Origin of the sequence: Bradyrhizobium glycinis (assembly GCF_016031655.1) — a bacterium.
GTDB classification, from domain to species: Bacteria; Pseudomonadota; Alphaproteobacteria; order Rhizobiales; family Xanthobacteraceae; genus Bradyrhizobium; species Bradyrhizobium glycinis.
The window spans coordinates 75,529-98,453 of sequence record NZ_JACCHQ010000015.1; the positions used below are offsets into that span (position 1 = coordinate 75,529).

The following is a 22,925-nucleotide window of genomic DNA, read 5'->3' on the forward strand; positions in this document are numbered from 1 at the left end:
TGGGAACGGCGCATTCGGCGCGCCACGGGAATATCCGCCGCCTCTTAGCACCCAGACGCGGCGGGCGAAAGCCAAGGGATTATGCACTTTTAGCTCATCCAGCTTCCGCAGGCGGGCAGCGGGGAGCCACCCCGCTGCAGGGCCGGATCTGCGGATTCAGAAGAGAGTTAAAAGTCGAATCCAAGCCGTTATTTCCCTTGAGAATTTTTTCAGGACAGGCAAACGACAGACCGCGAGGGCGGGCCCGGACCGGGGCGCCGCTTGAATCAATTCCTGAATCGGCCTTGCCAAGGCCTCGAAGACGAAGAGTGAAAGCGAAGCGAGATGTCGGGGACTGACAAGAGCAAGGCCGGCCTTTCCCTCGACGGTCCCATCGTGATCCTGGTCGAGCCGCAGCTCGGCGAGAACATCGGCATGGCCGCGCGCGCCATGGGCAATTTCGCCCTCGACCGGTTGCGCATCGTCAATCCCAGGGACGGCTGGCCCAATATCGCGGCGCAGCGGGCCGCGGCCGGCGCCGACCACATCCTGGAAAAGGTCGAATTGTTCGGCACGGTGGCAGAGGCGGTCGCCGACCTCGACCTCTTGTTCGCCACCACCGCACGCCCCCACGACCAGGCCAAACCCGTGGTGGGGCCGGAGGCCGCAGCCAGGGAGATCGCAGGTCACGTCGCGACCGGCGGCCGGGCCGGCATCCTGTTCGGCCGCGAGCGCTGGGGGCTGACCAACGAGGAAGTCGGGCTCTCCAACCGCATCATCACCTTCCCGGTCAATCCGGGCTTTGCCTCGCTCAACCTCGCCCAGGCCGTGCTGCTGGTCGGCTATGAATGGTTCAAGCGTGCAACGTCAGGCGAATTGCCGCACGCCATGCCGGAGCGCTCCGAGCGCGCCTCGCAGCACCAGATGCAGGCGTTCTTCGACAACCTCGTGCGCGAGCTCGACAAGGTCGAGTTCCTGCGCCCGGCCGAGAAGCGCGACACCATGCTGGTGAACCTGCGCAACATCTTCACGCGGATGGAGCCGACCAAGCAGGACATGCACACCCTGCACGGCGTGATCATGGCGATCGCCGAGGGGCGCAAGGGTCCGGCCAAGGGCGGCGTGCTCGACGGCGAGCAAGCAACGCGCCTGCGCGCGCTGCTGGCCGAGCACGGACAGGGCGGCGGCGTCTCCGACAGCGGCTCGACCGTGCGGGGCCTTGCCCGCCTGCTCCGCCGCAACCCGACCGACGCCGAACGCCTGCTCTGGCAGGCGCTGACGCGTGACCGCCGCTTCGCCGGCCAATTCAAGCGGCAGACGCCGGTCGGCCGCCACATCCCGGACTTCGTCTCGTTCCCGCACCGGATCGCAATCGAGCTGGTCAACCCGGGCGAGGGCGAGGCGATCGCGGCGGACCGCGCGGGGCGGCGGAGCTGGCTCGAGGCGCGGGATTATCGGGTGCTCGACATTCGGGCAGTGGATGTGGAGCGCGATCTTGAGGCGGAGCTGGCAAGGCTGCAGGGGATGATGGCGGAATCGGCATAGCGCTGGCGGGACCGTTGTTGCGCACGCCGCAACCGAGGGCTGTGCAGAGGCGTATTTGGTTGCTATGACGGTCCTCCGGAATTGGGTTGGGGACCGTATGTTTGGAATGATCGTCCGCGCACTCATTTGTGCGGCAGCAAGCTTCGGTGTTTTGGCGCTGACGGCCTTGCTCGAAATATCAGGCGCCCGCGCGGAAATGCCCTTGACCGCCAAGTGCAACGCGGTCGGGAATTTCAGCGTTGATGACCGCATCGCGGGCTGCACCGCGATGATCGAGGCGGCGCCGACCATGTCGCAAGGCGTGATCATGGCGCGCTTCCGCCGGGCCATGTTCTACCGCCAGAAGGGTGAGGTCGATCTTGCGCTTGCGGACTACGACCAGATCATCGAACGCAATCCGGACAATCTGAACGCGCGCCTCGCTAGAGCTTCTGCGTTTCTCCAAAAGCGAGAGCCCGAGGCCGCGCTGTCAGACTATGCCAAAGTGATCGAGCTCGATCCGAAGAACACCTATGCATATATAGGACGTGCTCACGTCTTTTCGGCGAGGCGCGACTTCGTCCGCGCCATCGCCGACTATGATCAGGTCCTCCTGATCCATCCGGACAATGTCATAGCGCACGTCGAACGGGGCCTCGCTTACGTCCGCAAGGGGGATCCGGATCGGGCCATGGCCGACTGTGATCGAGCGGTCGAGATAAGCCCGCAAACCGGCGGAGGCCAATTGTGCCGCGGCCGGGTCTACTTCGCCAAGGGCAACAGACAGCGTGCATTGGCCGAACTCGATCAAACAATGCTGATCAAGCCAAGGAACGAGTATTTCCACTATTTCCGAGCCGAATCCTTTTCTCAGCTCGGCGAACTCGACCGCGCTATCGCCGACTATGACCGGATCATCGAGCTGAACCCACGAAGCCGATCTGTCTACGCCTGCCGCGGCGTCGCTTATGCTCGAAAAGGCGACTATGACCGGGCCATTGCCGATTACAACCAGGCGATCCGGCTGGCACATCAGGATCAAGTAAACCCCGGCGACAGACAGCCTCAGATTCAAGGTCAGGACGATGGCTCCATTTCCGCGTTCGTCGCTGGTGAATCAATTGTACTCTCTTCAGGGGATGGTCCAGTGCTCCGCGCGCGGGGAGTGGCCTACTACGCGAAAGGAGATTTTGACCGCGCTATCGCAGACTATGATGAGGCGATCCGCCTCAATCCCAAGGACAAGGACGCAATATCGTCTCGCGGCCATGCGTACAGAACCAAGGGGGACTTCGACCGCGCGATCGCGGACTACGATCAACTCGTGCAACTCGATGCCAAGGATGCGCGCGCCTACTTTCATCGCGCTAGGCTCTATTGGCAGAGTGCTTCATTCACCAAATCGTTGGCCGACCTCGATCAGTCGATCCAGCTCAATCCAAGGGATGCCTATCCGGTCGTATGGCGCGAAATTGTTGCAAAACGCAGTGACCAACCGAGCCGGCTGAACGAGGCTGCAAAGCAGCTGGACACGGCGAAATGGCCCGCGCCGATCGTCAATCTCTTTCTTGGCACCATGACGCCGGAGCAAGTGCTCAGCGCGGCGCACGATGCCGACCCCACGAAGAAGAAGGCGCAGGTATGCGAGGCGAATTTCTATATTGCTGAGCACGCACTGCAGGGCGGCTCCAAGGAAGAGGCGTTGAGGCTGTTGGACTTGGCGGCAGCTGATTGCCCGAAGACCTTTATCGAGAAACAAGCCGCCGACGTCGAGCTTGTCGCGTTGCGAGCGAGCCGCTGACTTTTGTCAGGCACAGCAAAGCGTGCCCGCCGATGTTGATCGGCAATGTTGAGACAGCCTCGTAGGGTGGGCAAAGCGGAGCGTGCCCACCATGCCGATCAACGCAGCTGAGAGCGAATGGTGGCCACGGCGCTTTGCGCCTTTGCCCACCCTACGAGACTGCGAGATCGCGGCGAGATCAGACCGTCTCCAGCTGCTCCGCCGCGCGCTTCTTCTTCGCCTTGGCCTGGCCGAGCAGGGGGCCTGCGGTGAGGGCCGCCGTATCGGCCACGCCCGGGTCGCGCGAGATCATCGCGGCGACGATGGCGCCGTCGATGATGAGGCCGAGCTGGTGCGCCAGCACTGCGGGCTCGGCTGAGCCGAGCTCGCTGGCGAGCTTCTCGATATGGCCGAGCACGATCTTCTTGTGCTTTAGCGCGATGTTGCGGAACTGCTTGGCGTCCTTGTCGTGCTCGCCGACGGCGTTGATAAAGGGGCAGCCGTAGAATCGCTCTTCGGCGAACCAACTCTTCAGCGCGGGGAAGATGCGCGTGAGTTTCGCCTGCGCATCGCCCCCGCCTTGCTCCATGGCGCCGATGAACCATTCGCGCCATTGCTTGCCTTCGCTCTCCAGCACGGCGTTGACGAGGTTGGTCTTGGAGCCGAACAATTTGTAGAGCGTGGTCTTGGCGGTGCCGGCCTCTTCGATGATCGCATCGATGCCCGTGGCGTTGATGCCGTTCTTGCAGAACAGATGCGTCGCCGCGTTGAGAAGGCGACCGCGTGCGGATTCGTCCTCGCCGGCAGCGGCGTGGGGCGAATTCTTCTTCGATGACGTCTTTGCCATGGACTCGAACTTACCCGCAGCCGTGCCGCATCAGCAAGCCGCATCTGTTTGGCGCTGAAAAGATTCGCAAAGCCTGGCAGGTCTGCATCGCGTTTGAGCAAGGACCGGCCGATCAATCCGTAGGCATCGAGGCTTAAGCGGCTCCAAAGCCTCGCGTTTTGTTTTTTGCGATCTCTGGCACGCTCCATGCAAGGAAACAGACCGTTCGGTATCCTGCCGATTTCCACTTCTGCCAGGGAGAAGACTGATGACTGCCGTCGTTCAGAAGACAGTGCTGACGGGGTGCCTCGCGCCCATCGACAAGAACGGGCTCGAGCAACTGATTGCCAACGGCAAGGCAAATCCGAAGGTCATCAAGACCTTGAAGTGCAAGACGGTCGCGGAGGGCAAATTCCGCCACGCCAATTATATCCGCAACCTGCCGCCCTACATCGTCGATGAGCCGCCGGGTCTTCTGGGTGACGACACCGCGCCCAATCCGTCGGAGGCCTCGCTCGCCGCGCTCGGTTCGTGCCTTGCCGTCGGCCTTCATGCCAACGCGGTGCACCGCGGCTGGATCGTCAACAAGCTCGAGCTCGAGCTCGAAGGCGATCTCAACATCACCGCGGTCTGGGGCACCGGCGACACCTCCGACAAGCCGGTCGGCTTCACCGACGTCCGCGTCAAGGTCGACATGGAATGCGAGGGCATCTCGCCGGACGAGATCAACGCGCTGGTCGCCCATGTGAAGAAATGGTCGCCGGTCGCCAACACCTTCACCCGGCCGGTCAATCTCGAGGTCGGCATCTAGCAGACGGCAATCAGGACAGGGTGCGGGGAGACGATCATGGGTTCACTGGCTTTATCGCGGGCCGACGTTCTGGATCAGCCCGCACCGTCCATTGCGGACGAGGTGGCGCGGATCGCGCGGCAAGAGCTTGCGCCGCTCGCCGCCGGCATCGACGACGGTTCGGTCTATCCGGCCGAGGTGCTGCGCAAGTTCGGCGCGGTCGGGGCGTGGGGCAGCCACGTGCCGCACGAAGGCTCCGCCGATCTGCGCTGCGCGATCCAGGCGATGGCGGCGATCGGCGAGATCTGCGGGGCGACGGCGTTCATGGCGTGGTGCCAGAACACACTGGTCTGGTACGCGGCGAATTCCACCAATGTGAAGCTCGCAAAGCGTTTTGGCGACGCGTTCTCGACCGGTCGCGTGCTCGGCGGCACCGGGCTCTCCAATCCCATGAAGAGCTTTTTCGGCATCGAGAAGCTCAAGCTGAAGGGCCGCAAGGTCGAAGGCGGCTACATCGTGCGCGGTGCGTTGCCCTGGGTCTCCAATCTCGGCCCCGACCATTATTTCGGCACGATCTTCGCGCGCGAGGACGAGCAGGGCACCGCAGGCGGCGAGCCCGGCACCGTGATGTTCCTGGCCGATTGCTCCGACCCCGCGATCACGCTGACGCCCTGCAAGCCGTTCCTCGCGATGGACGGCACCGGCACTTATGGCGTGCAGTTCCGCGACGCCTTCGTGCCGGACGAGCTGATCCTCGCCGATCCCGCCGCGCCCTTCGTCAAGAAGATCCGCGCCGGCTTCATCCTGCTCCAGGCCGGCATGGCGCTCGGGGTGATCAAGGATTGCATCAACATCATGGACGAGGTCGACAATCCCCTCGGCCATATCAACCGCCATCTGCCGCAGCAGCCGGTGCACTTTCGCGAGCTCGCCGCCGAGCTCGAGGCCGAGACCATGGCGCTGGCACGCGATCCCTACAACGAGGAGGAGACCTACTGGCGCAAGGTGATCGCGCTGCGGCTTCGCGCGGGCGAGGCCAGCGTCGCGGCGGCGCATGCGGCGATGCTGCATTGTGGCGCGCGCGGGTACCTCAAAAGCCACCGCGCGCAGCGGCGCCTGCGCGAGGCCTATTTCGTCGCGATCGTCACGCCGGCCACCAAGCAGCTGCGCAAGATGCTCGCCGATTTCTGAGTTCCAAGTTCTTGAGTTCACGAGTCCACCCCAGAAGACCACCAACCTCAACGGAGAGGCTGCCATGACTGACGTTCTGATCACTGCCGTCGAACTCGCCGATCTCTTGAAGCTAGAGCCGTGTGTCGTGATCGACACCCGCAATCCCGATGCTTACGCGGCCGGGCACCTGCCGGGCGCCGTGAACGTGCACGAGATCTTTACGTTCCTGGCAACCTCGACGCCGGAAGGCATGGCCGAACTCAAGACCAAATTCGCTGATGCGTTTGGCGCTGCCGGCCTTTCGGGCAAGGAGACCGCGGTGGTCTACGAGCAGTCGATGAATTCCGGCTTCGGCCAGTCCTGCCGCGGCTATTACCTGCTCACCATGCTCGGCTATCCCAAGGTGAAGGTGCTGCATGGCGGCTTCGACGCCTGGTCGGCCGCGGGCTTGCCGGTGACCAAGGAGGTGCCGACCCCGGCTGCGGCTTCGTTCCCGATCGTGCCGGAAGCCGGTGAGATCCTGATCGATGCCAAGACCATGCTCGCCGCTGTCGGCAAGCCCGGCATCGCGATCCTCGACGTCCGCGACGTCGACGAATGGATCGGCGACAGCTCCTCGCCGTACGGCAAGGATTTCTGCCCGCGCAAGGGCCGCATTCCGGGCGCCGTGTGGCTGGAATGGTATCGGATGATGAAGCCGACCGCCGAAGGCCCGCGCTTCAAGTCCAAGGACGAGATTCTGGCCGAATGCGCCACCGTCGGCATCTCGCAGACCACGCCGGTCTATCTCTACTGCTTCAAGGGCGCGCGCGCCTCGAACACGTTCCTGGCGCTGAAGAACGCTGGCGTGAAGGACGTGCGGATGTATTTCGGCTCCTGGAACGAATGGTCGCGCGATCCCTCTCTGCCAATCGAGCAGGGCCTGCCGGTTGCGACGGGCGTCACAACAAAGGCGGCGTGAGCGCGCTTTGATCCAGCCTGACTAGATCGAGCCTTGTTGCCAAGAAGGAAGTGCACTCCCTCCCCCGCTTGCGGGGGAGGGTTGGGGAGAGGGTATCTCCTCAGTGGGGTTCCCGGTGTGGAGAGAGCCCCCACCCGGCGCTTCGCGCCGACCTCCCCCGCAAGCGGGAGAGGTGAAGTGAGCCCGTGGCCCGCATCGAACCTGATCCCGCCATACTCTAGCCGTTCACGCCCGCCCGCGGACGAGGCGCGATCCCCAGCGCCTTGATTCGCGAGGCCAGCGTGGTCGGCTTGATGTCGAGCATCTCGGCGGCGCCGCCGGGACCGAAGACCTTTCCGGCGCAGGCCTCGAGCGCGGCCAGGATATTGGCGCGCTCGTGGTCGCGCATTTCGGATGACGTCATGATCGCAGGCCGCGCGTCGGCCTTCTGACGGGCGGCCCCGGCCAGAGCCAGCGCGCCGGAGGCGTCAGGCAGATCGATGCGCAGGCGGCCGTTCTGCGACAGGATCGCAGCGCGCTCGATCACGTTCTGCAGCTCGCGGACATTGCCGGGCCAGTCGTAGCGGGCGAGCCGCCGTGCGTCACCCTCGGAGAGGCGCAAGTTCGATTTGAGCGCCTTGCCCTCGCGCGTGAGAAAATGCTGGGCGAGCAGGGGGATGTCCTCGCGCCGCTCGCGCAAGGGGACCGTCTCGATCGGAAACACGTTGAGGCGGAAATAGAGGTCCTCGCGAAAGCGACCGCGCTGGACCTCCTGCTTGAGATCGCGATTGGTCGCAGCGATGACGCGAACGTCGACCGCGCGGGTGCGCGCCTCGCCGACGCGTTCGAAATGGCCTTCCTGCAGCACGCGCAGCAGCTTGCCTTGCAGCTCGAGCGGAATCTCGCCGACCTCGTCCAGGAACAGCGTGCCGCCGTCGGCGAGCTCGAAGCGGCCGATGCGGTCGCGCGTTGCGCCGGTGAAGGCGCCGCGGACATGGCCGAAGAACTCGCTCTCGAACAATTCGCGCGGGATGGCGGCGCAGTTGACGCGGATCAGCGGCCGGTCGCTGCGGGTGGAATCCTCGTGGATGGCGCGCGCGATCAGCTCCTTGCCGGTGCCGGATTCGCCGGTGATCATCACCGCCGCGGTGGTCGGCGCCACCAGCTTGACCTGGCGCAGCGTCTTCTGGATCGCCTCGCTTCCCCCGATGATGCCGCGCGGATTGGTCTCGATGCGGATTTCTTCCTGGAGATAGGCGTTCTCCAGCTCGAGCCGCTCGCGCAGGCGGTCGACCTCGGCAAGAGCCGCGTGCAGCTTCTCGTCGGCCTCGCGGCGCTGGCTGACGTCGCGAAACACCACGACGGCGCCGACCACGACGCCGCCGTCGCGGATCGGTGTCGAGGTGTACTCGACCCAGGCGGGCGAGCCGTCCTTGCGCCAAAACACCTCGCCGTCGACCTGGTGCACGGCGCCGTCGCGGAACGCCGCATAGATCGGGCAGTCGTGATTGTGATAGTGGCGGCCGTCGTGATGGGTGTGGTGGACGATCGGGTGGATCTCCTTGCCGACCAGCTCCTCGGCGGTCCAGCCCAGCATGCGCTCGGCCGCGGGATTGACGAAGGTGGTCTTGCCTTCGGCGTTGACGCCATAGATGCCTTCGCCGGCGGCGCGCAGGATCAGCTGGTTCTCGCGCTCGATGTCCTGGAACACGCGCTCGACCCGCTGCCAGGTGGCGATGCCGCCGCGCATATGGTCTTCGGCGGCGGCATCGACATTGCGCCGGCGGCGGGCTTCGAGATCGGTCAGCGTCAGCAGCAGCAGCGTGCGGCCGTCATGCGGCAGCAGGCAGCCGGCATATTCGAGCTTGAGATCTTGCCCGGTCGCGTGGCGGGGATTGAGCGCCGTGGTCCAGTAGGCGCCCTTGTGCAGCACGGCCTGGGTGAAGACGGTGAGGGCGGCAAGCTCGCCGGCGTGGAGCGTGCTGGCTCTGGTCTGCCGCAGCAAAGCGCGGTCGTAGCCGAGCAGGGTGCAGGCGGCGGGATTGGCATCGACGATCTGGTCGCCATAGGGATCGACCAGCAGCATCGCCTCGACCGCGGATTCGAAGGCCGCAACTCGCGGGTCGATGACGGGGGCCACGTCGTCGTGGACGGGCATTGGCGCCGTTGCCATTGCGAAATCTCGTAATTGAACTACGAAATCTCGTTTATCACGAGTTTTCGTAGCGGCCAAGCGCGGGTGAAAACGCTGCGTTATCAAGGCAATGCCCGCTTATTCGTCGGTGGCATGCTCCTTGCGTAATTGCTCTTCGCATTGACGCGCAGGAGGGCCGATGTCCACGTTCGACAATCCGTTTGATCCCGATCGCAACCTTCGAGCCGGCTGTGTTTGCGGCCAGCATCGTTCCGCGGCAGAGCACGAGCAGGCGACGGCGCTGCATTGCGAACCGGTCGCAAGCGAAGAGAAGCGTTACGAGGGCGTGGTCGCCTCCGCCGTGATGCGCGCGATGTTTCCGCAGGACGTGGCGCGGCGCGCCTTCCTGAAGTCGGTCGGCGCCTCGACGGCGCTCGCCGTGCTGTCGCAATTCTTCCCGCTGAAGACGGCGACCGAGGTGTTCGCGCAAGCCGGCGCGCCCGAGAAGAAGGACCTCAAGGTCGGCTTCATCCCGATCACCTGCGCCACCCCGATCATCATGGCGGCGCCGATGGGCTTCTATGCCAAGCACGGCCTCAACGTTGAAGTGGTGAAGACCGCCGGCTGGGCCGTGATCCGCGACAAGACCATCAACAAGGAATACGACGCCGCGCACATGCTGGCGCCGATGCCGATCGCGATCTCGCTCGGCCTTGGCGCCAACGCCATTCCCTTTGCCGTGCCTGCAATCGAGAACATCAACGGGCAAGGCATCGTGCTGGCGACCAAGCACAAGGACAAGCGCGATCCGAAGGACTGGAAGGGGCTGAAATTCGCCATCCCCTTCGACTATTCCATGCACAATTACCTCTTGCGCTATTACCTGGCCGAGCACGGTCTCGATCCCGACACCGACGTGCAGCTGCGCTCGGTGCCGCCGCCGGAGATGGTCGCGAATCTGCGTGCCGACAACATCGACGGCTTCCTCGCGCCCGACAACATCTGCCAGCGCGCGATCTATGACGGCGTCGGCTTCATGCACCTGCTCTCCAAGGAGATCTGGGACGGCCATCCCTGCTGCAGCTTTGCTGCAAGCAAAGAATTCATCACATCAGCGCCGAACAGTTTTGCGGCGCTGACGCGGGCGATCGTCGACGCTACCGCCTATGCGTCGAAGGCGGAGAACCGCAAGCAGATCGCCGAGGCCATCGCGCCTGCCAACTACATCAACGCGCCGGTCACCGTGCTGGAGCAGGTCCTGACCGGCACCTATGCCGACGGCCTCGGCGGGGTGAAGACCGATCCCAAGCGCGTCGATTTCGATCCGTTCCCCTGGCAGTCCTTCGCGGTGTGGATGCTGACGCAGATGAAGCGCTGGGGCCAGATCAAGGGCGACGTCGACTACAAGGCGGTGGCCGAGCAGGTGTATCTGGCGACCGATACCAAGAAGCTGATGACCGAGATGGGCCTCACGCCGCCCGCGAGTGCCTACAAGTCGTTCGCGGTGATGGGCAAGAATTTCGATCCGGCGAAGCCGGAGGACTACATCGCGAGCTTCAAGATCCGGAAGGCGTCGTGATGGGCGCTGCCGCCGCTTTCGTGTCCCGGACGCGATGCAGCACGCAGTGCTGCTTCGCTGAGCCGGGGCCCAGTCAGGCCCCATGGGTCCCGGTTCTGCGGCGCGTCACTTCGTGCTGCGGCGCGCCCGGGACACGAGAGGGGGCAATATGACATCCTCGCTCCGCCTTCGCGCGGGCCTCGTCTCCATCGTGCTGCTCGCCGCCTTTCTCGGCATCTGGCATCTCGCCACGCGCTCCACCGCGCCGGTGACGACGATGAGCCCGGAATACGCCAAGCTGATGGGCCTCACGGCGACGCAGGGCAAATCGGCGATGCCCGGGCCGCTCGATGTCGGCGCCAAACTCTGGGAGCATCTGAAGCGGCCGTTCTACGACAACGGGCCGAACGACAAGGGGCTCGGCATCCAGCTCGCCTATTCGATCGCGCGCGTCGGCACCGGCTATCTGCTGGCCGTGCTGGTCGCGATCCCGCTCGGCTTCCTGATCGGCATGTCGCCGCTGCTGAGCAAGGCGCTCGATCCGTTCATCCAGGTGTTGAAGCCGATCTCGCCATTGGCCTGGATGCCGCTGGCGCTCTACACCATCAAGGATTCCTCGGTCTCCGCCATCTTCGTCATCTTCATCTGCTCGATCTGGCCGATGCTGCTCAACACGGTGTTTGGCGTCGCGACCGTGCGCAAGGAATGGATCAATGTCGCGCGAACGCTCGAGGTCGGCACCGTCAGGCGCGCCTTCACGGTGATCTTGCCCGCAGCGGCCCCGACCATCCTGACCGGCATGCGCATCTCGATCGGCATCGCCTGGCTCGTGATCGTCGCCGCCGAGATGCTCGTTGGCGGCACCGGCATCGGCTACTTCGTCTGGAACGAGTGGAATAATTTGTCGATCACCAACGTCATCATCGCGATCCTCTTGATCGGGATCGTCGGCATGCTGCTCGACCAGATCCTCGCGCGCTTCACGCGCATGGTCACGTTTCCGGAGTAGAGGCGATGACCGACAAGTTCATCTCGATCGAAGGCATTGCCAAGCGCTATCCCGGCGCGGGCGGCGTCACGACCACCATCTTCGAGAACCTCTGGCTCTCGATGGCGCGGGGCGAGTTCGCTTGCGTGATCGGCCATTCCGGCTGCGGCAAGACCACGGTGCTCAACATCCTCGCCGGGCTCGACGCGCCGAGCGAGGGCGCGGTCATCGTCGACGGTCAGGCGATCTCGGGCACCAGCCTCGACCGCGCTGTGATCTTCCAGAGCCATGCGCTGCTGCCCTGGCGCACGGTGCTCGGCAACGTCGCCTATGCCGTCAGCTCGAAATGGCGCAGCTGGGACCGCGCCAAGGTGAGAGCGCATGCGCAGGCATTCATCGATCTCGTCGGCCTGTCCGGCTCTGAGCACAAGCGCCCATCGGAGCTGTCGGGCGGCATGAAGCAGCGCGTCGGCATCGCGCGGGCGCTGTCGATCACGCCGAAGATGATGCTGATGGACGAGCCGTTCTCGGCGCTGGACGCGCTGACGCGCGGCACGCTGCAGGACGAGGTGCGGCGCATTTGCCTGGAGACCGGGCAGACCGCATTCATGATCACCCATGACGTCGACGAGGCGATCTATCTCGCCGACAAGATCTTTCTGATGACCAACGGTCCCGGCGCGGTGCTGGCGGAGGTGGTCGAGAACCCGCTGCCGCGGGACCGCGGCCGCACCGATCTGCACCGCCATCCGCTCTACTACGCGCTGCGCAACCACATCATCGATTTCCTGGTGACGCGGAGCAAGACCTTTGCCGCGGAAGCGCCGAACCACGATCCACGCAACGTGCCGGTGGTGCAGATCGGCAAGCCCGGCCTTTCGATCGCATCGACCGGCGAAGAGCCGCGACAGACCTGGATGCCGGGGACAAATCCCGGATTGAGCGCCTAGCAAGGAGACCCCGACATGAAGCGCGAAGACCTCACCGAGAAGCTGCTCGACATCAAGCGCGAGAAGGGCTGGAGCTGGAAACACATCTGCGAAAAGATCGGCGGCTATTCCGAAGTGCTGATCGTCGGTGCGATTATGGGCCAGATGAAACTGACAAAACCGCAGGCCGCCAATGCCGGCGAGCTGTTCGGCCTGTCGAAGGCGGAAGTTGCGATGCTCAACGAGGTGCCGATGCGCGGCACCGGCACGCCGATGCCGCCGACCGACCCGCTGATCTACCGCTTCTACGAGATGGTGATGGTGAACGGTCCGGCCTGGAAGGCGCTGATCGAGGAGGAGTTCGGCGACGGCATCATGTCGGCGATCGACTTCGACATGGCACTCGAACGTGTCGCCAACCCCAAGGGCGACCGCGTCAAGATCACCATGAGCGGCAAGTTCCTGCCGTACAAATATTACGGCGCCAGCGGCAACGTGCCGGAGTACGGCTTCAAGGAGGAGTGAGAAGCGGTTAACCGGTGGTGAAGCGGTGGCTCGTTGTTTGCGATCCGGGATTTCCCTGTTCGCAACCTCTGGAAGTTACTAACGAGGCGCCACTTCAACCACAGGTAACATCATGAAATTCCGTCCGCGTCTCATCTCGGCATGCATTGGTTTGTTGGTCGTGACCACCCCCGGGATGGCCCAGTCGCAGCGTGTCTTCGAGCAAGGCGGTGCGGCTCTGCGGCAGGAAGGATCGGTGCGTGTGCAGACCTCGATCAACTTCTTTGTCGCCGGTCCGAGCGGGGACAGCGACGAGGCGCAGAAGCTGCGCGAACGCGCGCGCCGCTCGGTCTATGAAATGGCGGCGCGCGAATGTGATCTCCTGCGCGAGGTGCTCGCCCGCGATTGCCGGATGGAGTCGGTCAACACCAACATCAACCGGCAATTCGGACCGCAACAAGCGGAGGGCTTCCATATCAACGGCTCTATGAGCTTTCAGATTACACTGAAATAGTGCCGGAAGGGGCGGGGCTCACTTCCCCGCCTTCACCTCGGCCGCGGCCACCGCCAGCAACTCGCTCATCTTGGCGCGAATCGCCTGTTCGGTGACGTCAACGTTCTTGGCGGCGAAATCGGCCGTCAGCTTGCGCAGGACGTCGGCGTCGCCGGCCTCCTCGAAATCGGCTGCGACCACTTCCTTGGCATAAGCGGTGGCGGCGTCACCGGTGATGCCGAGCTTTTCGGCCGCCCACAGGCCGAGCAGCCGGTTGCGGCGGGCCTCCGCCTTGAACTTCTGCTCCTCGTCGAGGGCGAACTTCTTCTCGAAGCCTTCCTGGCGTTTATCGAACTCGCTCATGCCTGTTCCAAATCTCCAGCTGAATGGCGCGGGAGCCTTCCGTTGCGGCGACCCGGCTGCATGCCTACATAGATAGCACGAATCGGCAAAACAACGGGCCGTTAAGCCGCAGGCAAGACGGTATAAGTTGGCGCCGGACGGCCGGATCGATTGTGCTCGGACAGCCAATCGGATAGGTTGCCTGAGGCTTGGTTCCCGTTCTGTTTCCAACGGGTTATTAGATGGGTTCCTGGCCGTTCACGGCAGCTCCGCTGTGGGTCGTAATCCTAGTCAATCGGAGCACACCAAATTCATGGATTTCAACAAAACACGGTACATCCCCATGAGCCGTCGGCGTCGCATTTATGAAGGCAAGGCAAAGGTTCTTTACGAAGGCCCCGAGCCCGGTACCCTGATCCAGCACTTCAAGGACGACGCCACCGCGTTCAATGCGAAAAAGCATCAGGTGATCGAGGGCAAGGGTGTCCTCAACAACCGGATCTCGGAGTACCTGTTTCAGCACCTCAACGACATCGGGGTGCCGACCCATTTCATCCGCCGCCTCAACATGCGCGAGCAGTTGATTCGCGAGGTCGAGATCGTGCCGCTGGAGGTGGTGGTGCGGAACGTCGCCGCCGGCTCGCTGTCGCAGCGCCTCGGCATCGAGGAGGGCACGCAGCTGCCCCGCTCGATCATCGAGTTCTACTACAAGAACGACCAGCTCAACGACCCCATGGTGTCGGAAGAGCACATCACCGCTTTCGGTTGGGCGACGCCGCAGGAGATCGACGACATCATGGCGCTCGCCATCCGCGTCAACGACTTCCTCACCGGCCTCTTCCTCGGCATCGGCATCCGCCTCGTTGACTTCAAGATGGAGTGCGGGCGCCTGTTCGAGAACGAGATGATGCGCATCATCGTCGCCGACGAGATCTCGCCGGACAGCTGCCGGCTGTGGGACATCAAGTCGAACGAGAAGCTCGACAAGGATCGTTTCCGCAGGGATCTCGGTGGTCTGCTCGAGGCCTACACCGAAGTTGCAAAGCGTCTCGGCATCCTCATGGAAAACGAGCGTCCCCAGGGCACCGGCCCGGTGCTGGTGAAGAGCTGAAGAGGATCATCGACGTGAAGGCACGTGTCACCGTTACCCTGAAGACGGGCATCCTCGATCCGCAAGGCAAGGCCATCGAAGGCGCGCTGAAGTCGCTCGGCGTCGACGGCGTCGCCAGCGTCCGCCAAGGCAAGGTGTTCGACATCGAGCTCGCCGGGGCCGACAAGGCCAAGGCGGAAGCGGCGCTGAAGGAAGCCGCGGACAAGCTGCTGGCGAACACCGTAATCGAGAATTATGCGATCGAGATGAAGGCCTGAGCAGAGTGGCGGATATCGGCAAAGAGCTGATTTTCGAGCTGCTGAAGCAGATCGAGCAAACGCTCGGTCGTGTCGAATACAAGATCGACGAAATCAGATCTGAGCTGAGCGCCAGTCGAGAAGAGCAGCTTCTTATGCTGCACGACTTTCAGGTGGCGCGGAGCACGTGGGCTGGCAGATCAGGTATGTAACTCGTCTGAGCGTGCGGCTCACAGCCACCCGACACGCCGAAAGCGCCAGTACAGCGCGCCGCAGGCCGTCAGCATGACGCCGAGCAGCATGAAATAGCCGTACTCCCATTCCAGCTCCGGCATGTGCTTGAAGTTCATGCCGTAGATGCCGGCGAGCGCGGTCGGGATGGCGATGATGGCCAGCCAGGATGCGAGCTTCTTGGAAACCGCCGTCTCTTGCGCCTGGCCGACCAAAAGGCTCGCCTCGAAGGCGAAGGCCAGCACCTCGCGCATGGAATCGATACGCTCCTGGATGTTGCGGACGTGGTCGGTGACGTCGCGGAACAGCGGCTGCATGGTCTGCCGCACCATCGACAGCTCGTCATGCTCCAGCCGGCGGCAGACCTCCACCAGCGGGCCGATCGCGGTCCTGAGCCGCAACAGGTCGCGGCGCAGCATGTAGAGCCGCTCGATCTGCGCCTTGCTGATCGGCTTGGAGAGCACGTCGTCCTCGATGCTCTCGATCTCGTCGTGGATGCTCTCCAGCACGGGCGAATAATTGTCGACGATGAAATCGAGGATGGCATAGAGGATGTAGTCCTCGCCGCGCGCGAGCGCCCGCGGGCAGCTCTCGCAGCGTTCGCGCACCGGTGTGTAGGAGGTCGAAGCGCCGTGGCGCACCGAGACCAGATAGCCTTCGCCGACGAAGATGTGGGTCTCGCCGAAGGCGATGCGGCCCTCGATCAATTGCGCGGTGCGCGCGACGATGAACAGGGCCTCGCCATATTGCTCGATCTTGGGCCGCTGATGGGCGTGGTTGGCGTCCTCGATGGCGAGGTCGTGCAGGTCGAACTGCTTCTGCACCGCGCCGAGCAGCGCCATGTCGGGCTCGTGCAGTCCGATCCATACGACATGGCCGGGCTTGGCCCGCCAGCTCGAGGCCTCGCTGATGGCGATATTGGCCACTCTGCGGCCGTCGACATAAGCCCCGGCGGCGACGACGCCCTCGGCGGACACCGGTTCGGAGAGGGATGCGGGCAGCGACGGGACGTTCATGGCTTCAATCCCGGGCAAATCGAGCGACCAAAGGCGCGTGGCTATGGCCTGTGTACAAGGGCGCTCCGCCACGCTAGCACTGGTAAAATCCCCGTCAAATGGTTATGTCTGTTCGCGAATTGGCCCCGTTGGCCAGCCTCGATTCCCAGCCGCGTCGGAACCCCTGCCATGAAAGCCGCCATCCTCGTCTTTCCCGGAATCAACCGCGAGCGCGACATGGCGCGCGCGTTGAGGCTGATCTCCGGCAGCGAGCCCGCGATGGTCTGGCACGCCGAGACCTCGCTGCCATCAGGCACCGATCTCGTCGTCGTGCCCGGCGGCTTCTCCTACGGCGATTACCTGCGTTGCGGCGCGATTGCGGCGCGCGCACCGGTGATGGATGCGGTTCGCGACTATGCGGCCAAGGGCGGCCTCGTGCTCGGCGTCTGCAACGGCTTTCAGATCCTCTGCGAGTCCGGCCTCTTGCCGGGCGTGCTGATGCGCAATGCGCGGCTGAAATTCATCTGCCGCGACGTGCATCTGCGCGTCGAGCGCTCCGACACGCCGTTCACGCGCGGCTACAATGCCGGCCAGGTGATCCGTGTGCCGGTCGCTCATGGCGAGGGCAATTACGAGGCTGACGAAGAAACCATCAAGCGGCTCGAAGGCGAGGGGCGGGTGCTCTATCGCTACTGCTCCGCCGACGGCGTGGTCGACGAGGCCGCCAACATCAACGGTGCGGCGCATTCGATCGCCGGCATCGTCAACGACGCGGGCAACGTGCTCGGCATGATGCCGCATCCGGAAAACCACGTCGAAGACATCATGGGCTGCACCGATGGCCGCGGCCTGTTCGCCGGTCTTGCCCAGCATCTGGAAAAAGCCGCGTGATCTCGTTTGTGATAAAGCGTGCTCTCGTCGCGGCGCTGGCGTTCGCCCCATTTTCGGTCGCGACTTACGCATCCGCGCAGGATTATCCCAAGCGTCCGATCACCATGATCGTGCCGTTCGCGGCCGGGGGCACCTCGGACGTGATCGCACGCGCGGTGGCCGAGCAGATGGGGATTGCTCTCGGCCAGACCATCGTGATCGAGAACGTTGCCGGCGCCGGCGGCTCGACCGCGCTGGCGCGGGCCTCCCGCGCCGAGCCCGATGGTTATACGATTGCGATCGGCAATGCCGGCACCAATGCCGCGACCTACACGATCTATCCAAAACTGCCGTTCACCCCTGATTCCTTCGTGCCGATCGCCATGGTGGCGAAGACGTTCGGCATCATCGCCTTGCGCAAGGACTTTCCGGCGAAGGACCTGAAAGAGTTCATCGCCTATGCCAAGGCCAATCCGGGCAAGATCAATCTCGGCCATGCCGGCGTCGGCTCCTCGAACTACCTGATCTGCAAGAGCTTCGTCACATCAGCCGGGATCGATGCGACGCTGGTCGGCTATCGCGGCGCCGCGCCGGCACTGACCGACGCGATCGGCGGCCAGATCGACGGCGTCTGCGATGCGGCCGCCTCGGTTTCGCAAGCGATCAACGACAAGCTGGTGAAGGGCCTCGTGGTCGGCTCGACCGTTCGGCTCGCCACGCTGCCGGATCTGCCGACCTCGGCGGAAGCGGGCCTGCCCGAATTCGAGGCGCAGGGCTGGAACGGCCTGTTCGCGCCCAAGGGCACGCCGCCGGCCGTCATCGCCAAGCTGAACGCAGCCGCGCGCACGGCCGTGGAGACCGAGGCGGTGAAGAAGCGCTTTGCCGACCTCTCGACCGTGGCGCCTGATGCCGACGAGCACGCGCCCGAAGTGCTGCAAAAGCTCGTGACGCGCGACGTCGAGAAGTACCGCAAGATGCTGGCAGACGACGTCAACAAGTAGCGGCGCTCCTTCCGTCCATAATCATTGATTTTTCATAGGCCGCGGCTGCCGCGGCGCACTGATGGCGTCTGACCAAAAATTCCGGTCGATCAGGGTTGTCGGATGCGGCCGTGCACAAAAGTGGTCGCAATCTGTGTGTACATTCAGGGCGGCTGAGGAGGTGAACCACTCGACAACATGGAAACATCCTCATGCACTTCGGCTCTGCCTGGCGTTGGAAGTTCCCTCACGCCGTCGATCATCACGCCGTCAATGACGTTTTCGGACTGACCGAGGATCAGGCGCAAGCCGAGCAGGGCACAACTGGTATCCTGTCGCTGGACGTCCTCGCAAATGATCGCGCGAGCCACGCCGCAAGACTCTATTCGATCGACGACGGTGGCGGCTGGCGGTTCGATTGGGCGCTTTTGGCAAAGGACGTCGGTCCCGACGAGACCTCGCCCTGGGAAACCACCGATACCGGCAATCTGATTCGCATCAATCACGGCCAGATCGAACTCGATCTCGGCCATTCGCTGTCCGCGCTCGGGGCGACCGATTTCAACTCCATGGCGGCCGGGGACGTCATCGACGACGATTTCGTGTACGCGATCCGGTTGGGATACGGCAGGTTGAGTGAGGCTCATGTCCACGTACATATCGACGGCGTCAACGATGCCGCCACGATCAGTGGCACGTCGACCGGAACGGTGACAGAGGACAGCGCTGTGCAGACCGCACATGGCGCGCTGACCGTCACCGACCCCGATCACGGACAGAGTCAGTTCCAGGTGCCTGCTTCCCTGGCAGGCACTTATGGGACCTTCACGTTCGACCCAACGACCGGCGTCTGGGGCTATACGCTCGACAACGGCACGGCCAATGTCCAGGCATTGACCGCCAATGAAGTCAGGCACGACCAACTGACGGTCAGCTCCGCGGACGGCACTGCGCATCAAGTCATCGATGTGACCATCCATGGCGCCGACGAACCGAGGCACCTCGATCTCGTGGTGGGGGCGGAGTTCACGGACATCGTGGCGGACCCGGGCTCCCTTGCCGTTGTGCTTCATGACGAGGCCGGCGGATTCCAGGCTCCGGCCCTCTATCACAACGGGACGAGCTATTATAACGGCACGCTCGAATACACGACCGCGATCGAAATCGCCGACCTCAATGGTGACGGCTTGTCCGAATTGTGACCACCGGCCTTGCCGGCCTCGGCACCAACTCGAGCGCCAGCGTCGGGGTGCTGCTCGGGCGAGGGGGCGGGACCTTTGGCTCGGGATCCGCTTATCATGATGGCACATCATGGGGGCCCAACCACGAATACACGTTCGCGCTCGATATCGCCGACTTCAACGGAGACGGTGTGCTCGACATCGCCACCGCAGGGGTGGGCCTTGAATCGTCCGACGGCAGCCTGGGCGTGCTCCTTGGAAACGGCGACGGCACCTTCCAGGACGGCAAGCCCTATAGCACCGGGACCGTCTACGCCTCGCGGTCGCAGATCACCTACGCGCTGGCGAGTGGCGATTTCAATGGAGACGGCAAGCTCGACATCGTGACCGTCGGCGCGGCAGGGTCGTCGACGGACAACAACGCGACCGAGAGCGTCAGCATGCTGCTCGGGAACGGCGACGGCAGTTTTGGGAAGGCCACGATCTATTCGACGGGAAACATCCTCGTCGAGCACGAAATGACCGAAGCGGTTGCAGTTGGCGACGTCAACGGTGACGGCAGGCTCGATGTCGTCACCGGGGGATTTGACGACAACAACTTCGCGCCGGGCAAGACACCCCACTCCATGAGCGTGCTGCTGGGCAACGGCGATGGCACTTTACAAACGGCTATATCGCTCTCCAGCGGTATTCCGTTGAATTCAATTGCCTATCAGTCGGAGGAAACCACCGACCTGATCCTGGCCGACCTGAATGGCGATGGCAAGCTCGACATCATCGGCGCGACGCACGACGTGAATAGCAGCGTCTTCACCATGCTGGGCAACGGTGACGGAACGTTCCAGTCGGCGTCCAAATGGTCCAACGGTGCTTCACCGAACGGCGATCAAACTACGATTTCGATAGCGGTCGGTGACATCAACGGCGACGGCCGCCTCGATATTGCCGCGCTCGACAATGGCGGTTCTGCCGGTGTGCTCTATGGAAACGGCAACGGCAGCTTTCAAACAGCCCAGATCGTGCAGACGGGGCTTCACGACGTGCTCGCCATCCAGCTGGGCTATCTTGTATCGGCTTGAAGCGCTGGTTGATGAGTCGATGCGCCGCGCTGTTGCAGCAGCTCACGATGCTCGACGTCGAGAAATACTGGAAGATGCTCGCGGACAACGCCCAAGTAATTGCCGCGTCGCTTGCTCGGGGCCCGCGCTACGCCGCCGAGGAAGCTTGCTAAAGCGCCGGAATACGGGCGATGACCTTGATCTCGAAGTCGAAGCCGGCAAGCCAATTCACCCCGACGGCCGTCCAGTTCGGATAGGGGGGACCGCCGATCTCCTCGGTGCGAACGGCCATCACCGTCTCGATCTGGCTCGCCGGATCGGTGTGGAACGTGGTGACGTCGACGACATCGTCCAACGTGCATCCACCAGCGGCGAGCACGGCACGCAAATTGGCGAATGCGCGCCGCACCTGGTCCTCGAACACCGGCTCGGGCGAGCCGTCGTCGCGGCTGCCGACCTGCCCCGACACGAACAGCAGGTCGCCGGAGCGGATCGCCGCGGAGTACCGGTGCACTTGATAGAGCGCGTGGCGGTTTGCGGGGAAGATTGCCTCTCGCTGGGGCATGGCAGGACCTTTCAATCGATGGTCGGGCTGGGCGAACGTGGGGGCTCCGCGGGTGGCGCCTCACGACGATTTCAGATACGTTTCGTATGTGAGATATCACTCACATACGAGGCGTATGTCAAGAGGGGCCAGGCATGGCAAAGGGAAAGCGCGCCGCGGCCATGGCGGAAAATCGGGCCAAGCTCATCCGCGCCGCGCGCACGGCATTTGCCACGCAGGGTTATGCAGACGCGTCAATGGACGAGCTCACGGCCGCCGTCGGTCTGACGCGGGGCGCGCTGTATCACAATTTCGAAGACAAGAAGGGGCTGCTCTGGGCCGTCGTCGAGCAGATCGACGGTGAAATGGCGGAGCGGCTCCGCATCGTCCGGGAGCAAGCGCCCAGCCTGTGGCTGGGGCTGCTGGCGGAGGGAAGCGCCTATATCGAAATGGCGCTCGAACCCGAGATCCAGCGCATCATGCTTCTGGATGGACCGGCCGTCCTCGGCGATCCCTCCAAATGGCCCGGCGAGAACGCCTGTCTCGACATCACCATGCGGACGATCCGCGCGCTGATCGAGGAGGGAATCGTGAAGCCGGTCGACGTCGAAGCGGCGGGACGGTTGCTGAACGGGGCTGCGCTCAGCGCCGCGTTGTGGGTCGCGGCAGCCGACGATCCCAAGAGCGTGCTGAACAAGGCCGTTGACGCGTTTCGAGCGCTGGCGAGTGGATTGCTGCGCGAGGCGCGTGAACCTGCATAGGTTTTGCGCCGACTGACTCTTGGTCACCGTCGTGGCGCAGATCCGAGTTCGCTGATTTTTGCCGCTTGAGGCAACTCAAAGTTGTTTCATCGGTTCGATTGCGATATCAGGAGGCCGGCGCCGTCGTTGTGCTTTCCGGATGTCACATGCCCGTTGCTTTGGTCGTTCTGCTGCTCGATATCACGCTGATCTATCACGCCTCGCGAACCGGGCGGTTGCGGCCCTGGGCCTTCATCATCCTGCTGGTGCCGATGATGGGCGCGATCGCCTATATCGCGGTCGAGCTCATCCCCGAATGGTTTTCGAGCCCCGGTGCGCGGCAGGCGCGCCAGCGTGTCGCCGATCGCCTCGATCCCGAGAAGCGCTATCGCGAGCTGTCGGACCGGCTGGCCGGCACCGACACCATCGCCAACCGCGCGGCGCTGGCGGAAGAGTGCGCGAATATCGGCCGGTTTGCCGAAGCGGAAACGCACTACGATCACATCCTGAAGCTGCCCATGGGCCATGATCCCGCCTATGCGCTGCGCAAGGCGCAGGCGCAATTTGGCGCCAGCCGCCCGGCCAATGCGCTCGCGACGCTCGACGATCTGCAGAAGCAATGGCCGGATTTCGATTCCGCCGACGCGCATCTGCTCTATGCCCGCGCGCTCGCCGAGATCGGACGTCTCGACGAGGCGCTCGAGGAATATCACGCGCTCGCCGGTTATTTCCCGGGCGCCGAGGCGCGGGTGCGCTACGGCATGCTGTTGCAAACGGTCGGCCGCACCGCTGAAGCACGCATCGTCTTCAACGAGCTGCTGATCCAGATGCGCCGCGCGCCGAAATATCTGCGCAAGGCGCAAGCCGAGTGGCTGTCGATGGCGGAGAAGCAGTTGTCGACGTGAGCGGGCGGCGGGACTCGGCTCCCTCTCCCGCTTGCGGGAGAGGCCGGGGAGAGGGTGTCTCCGCGGAGGGATTCCCCACGAGGAGAAAACCCTCACCCGGATCGCATCTTCGAT

Annotated in this window: 25 protein-coding genes; 20 read left to right on the plus strand and 5 right to left on the minus strand. The window is 63.7% G+C overall.

Going from position 1 to position 22,925, the window contains the following annotated elements:
• Window positions 1-324 precede the first annotated feature (324 nt).
• On the plus strand, window positions 325-1,524 hold the full coding sequence (locus HZZ16_RS21490; RefSeq protein ID WP_197951431.1) for a TrmJ/YjtD family RNA methyltransferase: 1,200 nt from the start codon (window positions 325-327) through the stop codon (window positions 1,522-1,524).
• 97 nt (window positions 1,525-1,621) lie between these two features.
• A complete protein-coding gene (locus HZZ16_RS21495) occupies window positions 1,622-3,304 on the plus strand; it encodes a tetratricopeptide repeat protein (protein WP_246510302.1) in 1,683 nt (560 codons plus the stop codon).
• Between the two features lie 178 nt (window positions 3,305-3,482).
• On the opposite strand, the gene HZZ16_RS21500 is transcribed toward HZZ16_RS21495, so the two are convergent.
• On the minus strand, window positions 3,483-4,130 hold the full coding sequence (locus tag HZZ16_RS21500) for a TetR/AcrR family transcriptional regulator (RefSeq protein WP_197951434.1): 648 nt from the start codon (window positions 4,128-4,130) through the stop codon (window positions 3,483-3,485).
• A gap of 247 nt (window positions 4,131-4,377) precedes the next feature.
• On the opposite strand from HZZ16_RS21500, the gene HZZ16_RS21505 reads away from it, so the two are divergent.
• The 3 genes from HZZ16_RS21505 to HZZ16_RS21515 all read left to right on the plus strand — a co-directional run bounded on the left by HZZ16_RS21505 (window position 4,378) and on the right by HZZ16_RS21515 (window position 7,033).
• Window positions 4,378-4,920, plus strand: a complete 543-nt coding sequence (locus HZZ16_RS21505; protein WP_027576569.1) for an OsmC family protein — start codon at window positions 4,378-4,380, stop codon at window positions 4,918-4,920.
• A gap of 36 nt (window positions 4,921-4,956) precedes the next feature.
• On the plus strand, window positions 4,957-6,090 hold the full coding sequence (locus HZZ16_RS21510) for an acyl-CoA dehydrogenase family protein (protein ID WP_197951436.1): 1,134 nt from the start codon (window positions 4,957-4,959) through the stop codon (window positions 6,088-6,090).
• 64 nt (window positions 6,091-6,154) lie between these two features.
• Complete coding sequence (locus tag HZZ16_RS21515; protein ID WP_197951438.1) at window positions 6,155-7,033, plus strand: sulfurtransferase; 879 nt, start codon at window positions 6,155-6,157, stop codon at window positions 7,031-7,033.
• A 217-nt stretch (window positions 7,034-7,250) separates the two neighbouring features.
• On the opposite strand, the gene HZZ16_RS21520 is transcribed toward HZZ16_RS21515, so the two are convergent.
• A complete protein-coding gene (locus HZZ16_RS21520; RefSeq protein WP_197951440.1) occupies window positions 7,251-9,185 on the minus strand; it encodes a sigma 54-interacting transcriptional regulator in 1,935 nt (644 codons plus the stop codon).
• Window positions 9,186-9,345: 160 nt separating this feature from the next.
• On the opposite strand from HZZ16_RS21520, the gene HZZ16_RS21525 reads away from it, so the two are divergent.
• The 5 genes from HZZ16_RS21525 to HZZ16_RS21545 all read left to right on the plus strand — a co-directional run bounded on the left by HZZ16_RS21525 (window position 9,346) and on the right by HZZ16_RS21545 (window position 13,639).
• Window positions 9,346-10,725, plus strand: a complete 1,380-nt coding sequence (locus HZZ16_RS21525) for a CmpA/NrtA family ABC transporter substrate-binding protein (RefSeq protein ID WP_197951442.1) — start codon at window positions 9,346-9,348, stop codon at window positions 10,723-10,725.
• Between the two features lie 148 nt (window positions 10,726-10,873).
• Window positions 10,874-11,713, plus strand: a complete 840-nt coding sequence (gene ntrB, locus HZZ16_RS21530; RefSeq protein ID WP_197951444.1) for a nitrate ABC transporter permease — start codon at window positions 10,874-10,876, stop codon at window positions 11,711-11,713.
• A gap of 5 nt (window positions 11,714-11,718) precedes the next feature.
• Window positions 11,719-12,642, plus strand: coding sequence for an ABC transporter ATP-binding protein (locus HZZ16_RS21535; RefSeq protein WP_197951446.1), 924 nt, complete (start codon window positions 11,719-11,721; stop codon window positions 12,640-12,642).
• 15 nt (window positions 12,643-12,657) lie between these two features.
• Complete coding sequence (gene cynS / locus HZZ16_RS21540) at window positions 12,658-13,146, plus strand: cyanase (protein WP_049820198.1); 489 nt, start codon at window positions 12,658-12,660, stop codon at window positions 13,144-13,146.
• A 112-nt stretch (window positions 13,147-13,258) separates the two neighbouring features.
• Window positions 13,259-13,639 (plus strand): hypothetical protein, encoded by a 381-nt coding sequence (locus HZZ16_RS21545; protein WP_246510304.1) that lies wholly within the window; start codon window positions 13,259-13,261, stop codon window positions 13,637-13,639.
• Window positions 13,640-13,657: 18 nt separating this feature from the next.
• Here the strand turns inward: HZZ16_RS21545 and HZZ16_RS21550 are convergent, their stop codons facing one another.
• The gene (locus HZZ16_RS21550; RefSeq protein WP_197951448.1) at window positions 13,658-13,981 is read right to left on the minus strand and encodes a DUF1476 domain-containing protein; all 324 of its coding nucleotides are present in this window, start codon (window positions 13,979-13,981) and stop codon (window positions 13,658-13,660) included.
• A gap of 322 nt (window positions 13,982-14,303) precedes the next feature.
• On the opposite strand from HZZ16_RS21550, the gene purC reads away from it, so the two are divergent.
• The 3 genes from purC to HZZ16_RS21565 are packed head-to-tail and all read left to right on the plus strand — an operon-like array spanning window position 14,304 to window position 15,519.
• Window positions 14,304-15,071, plus strand: a complete 768-nt coding sequence (purC, locus tag HZZ16_RS21555) for a phosphoribosylaminoimidazolesuccinocarboxamide synthase (protein WP_172782948.1) — start codon at window positions 14,304-14,306, stop codon at window positions 15,069-15,071.
• A gap of 14 nt (window positions 15,072-15,085) precedes the next feature.
• Window positions 15,086-15,328 (plus strand): phosphoribosylformylglycinamidine synthase subunit PurS, encoded by a 243-nt coding sequence (gene purS / locus HZZ16_RS21560; protein ID WP_036012950.1) that lies wholly within the window; start codon window positions 15,086-15,088, stop codon window positions 15,326-15,328.
• A 5-nt stretch (window positions 15,329-15,333) separates the two neighbouring features.
• Complete coding sequence (locus HZZ16_RS21565) at window positions 15,334-15,519, plus strand: hypothetical protein (protein ID WP_197951450.1); 186 nt, start codon at window positions 15,334-15,336, stop codon at window positions 15,517-15,519.
• Window positions 15,520-15,537: 18 nt separating this feature from the next.
• On the opposite strand, the gene HZZ16_RS21570 is transcribed toward HZZ16_RS21565, so the two are convergent.
• A complete protein-coding gene (locus tag HZZ16_RS21570) occupies window positions 15,538-16,554 on the minus strand; it encodes a magnesium and cobalt transport protein CorA (protein ID WP_197951452.1) in 1,017 nt (338 codons plus the stop codon).
• A gap of 168 nt (window positions 16,555-16,722) precedes the next feature.
• Here HZZ16_RS21570 and purQ point away from each other — a divergent pair, with 168 nt between their 5' ends.
• From purQ to HZZ16_RS21595, 5 genes are all read left to right on the plus strand, one after another.
• On the plus strand, window positions 16,723-17,424 hold the full coding sequence (gene purQ / locus HZZ16_RS21575) for a phosphoribosylformylglycinamidine synthase subunit PurQ (RefSeq protein ID WP_197951454.1): 702 nt from the start codon (window positions 16,723-16,725) through the stop codon (window positions 17,422-17,424).
• On the plus strand, window positions 17,421-18,404 hold the full coding sequence (locus tag HZZ16_RS21580; protein ID WP_197951456.1) for a tripartite tricarboxylate transporter substrate binding protein BugD: 984 nt from the start codon (window positions 17,421-17,423) through the stop codon (window positions 18,402-18,404). The genes purQ and HZZ16_RS21580 overlap by 4 nt, the downstream gene beginning before the upstream one ends.
• A gap of 191 nt (window positions 18,405-18,595) precedes the next feature.
• Entirely contained in the window at window positions 18,596-19,585 is a 990-nt protein-coding gene (locus tag HZZ16_RS21585; protein ID WP_197951458.1) for a VCBS domain-containing protein, read from the plus strand.
• Entirely contained in the window at window positions 19,582-20,643 is a 1,062-nt protein-coding gene (locus HZZ16_RS21590) for an FG-GAP repeat domain-containing protein (RefSeq protein WP_197951460.1), read from the plus strand. Before HZZ16_RS21585 ends, HZZ16_RS21590 begins: the two co-directional genes overlap by 4 nt.
• An 11-nt stretch (window positions 20,644-20,654) precedes the next feature.
• On the plus strand, window positions 20,655-20,795 hold the full coding sequence (locus tag HZZ16_RS21595; protein ID WP_197951462.1) for a hypothetical protein: 141 nt from the start codon (window positions 20,655-20,657) through the stop codon (window positions 20,793-20,795).
• On the opposite strand, the gene HZZ16_RS21600 is transcribed toward HZZ16_RS21595, so the two are convergent.
• Window positions 20,792-21,187, minus strand: a complete 396-nt coding sequence (locus HZZ16_RS21600; protein ID WP_197951464.1) for a RidA family protein — start codon at window positions 21,185-21,187, stop codon at window positions 20,792-20,794. The two genes, HZZ16_RS21595 and HZZ16_RS21600, sit on opposite strands and share 4 nt — an antisense overlap.
• 134 nt (window positions 21,188-21,321) lie before the next feature.
• On the opposite strand from HZZ16_RS21600, the gene HZZ16_RS21605 reads away from it, so the two are divergent.
• Window positions 21,322-21,927 carry a TetR/AcrR family transcriptional regulator gene (locus HZZ16_RS21605; RefSeq protein WP_197951466.1) on the plus strand — a complete coding sequence of 202 codons (606 nt, stop codon included), beginning with the start codon at window positions 21,322-21,324 and terminating at the stop codon, window positions 21,925-21,927.
• A 146-nt stretch (window positions 21,928-22,073) separates the two neighbouring features.
• On the plus strand, window positions 22,074-22,811 hold the full coding sequence (locus HZZ16_RS21610; protein ID WP_197951468.1) for a tetratricopeptide repeat protein: 738 nt from the start codon (window positions 22,074-22,076) through the stop codon (window positions 22,809-22,811).
• Window positions 22,812-22,925: the final 114 nt, after the last annotated feature.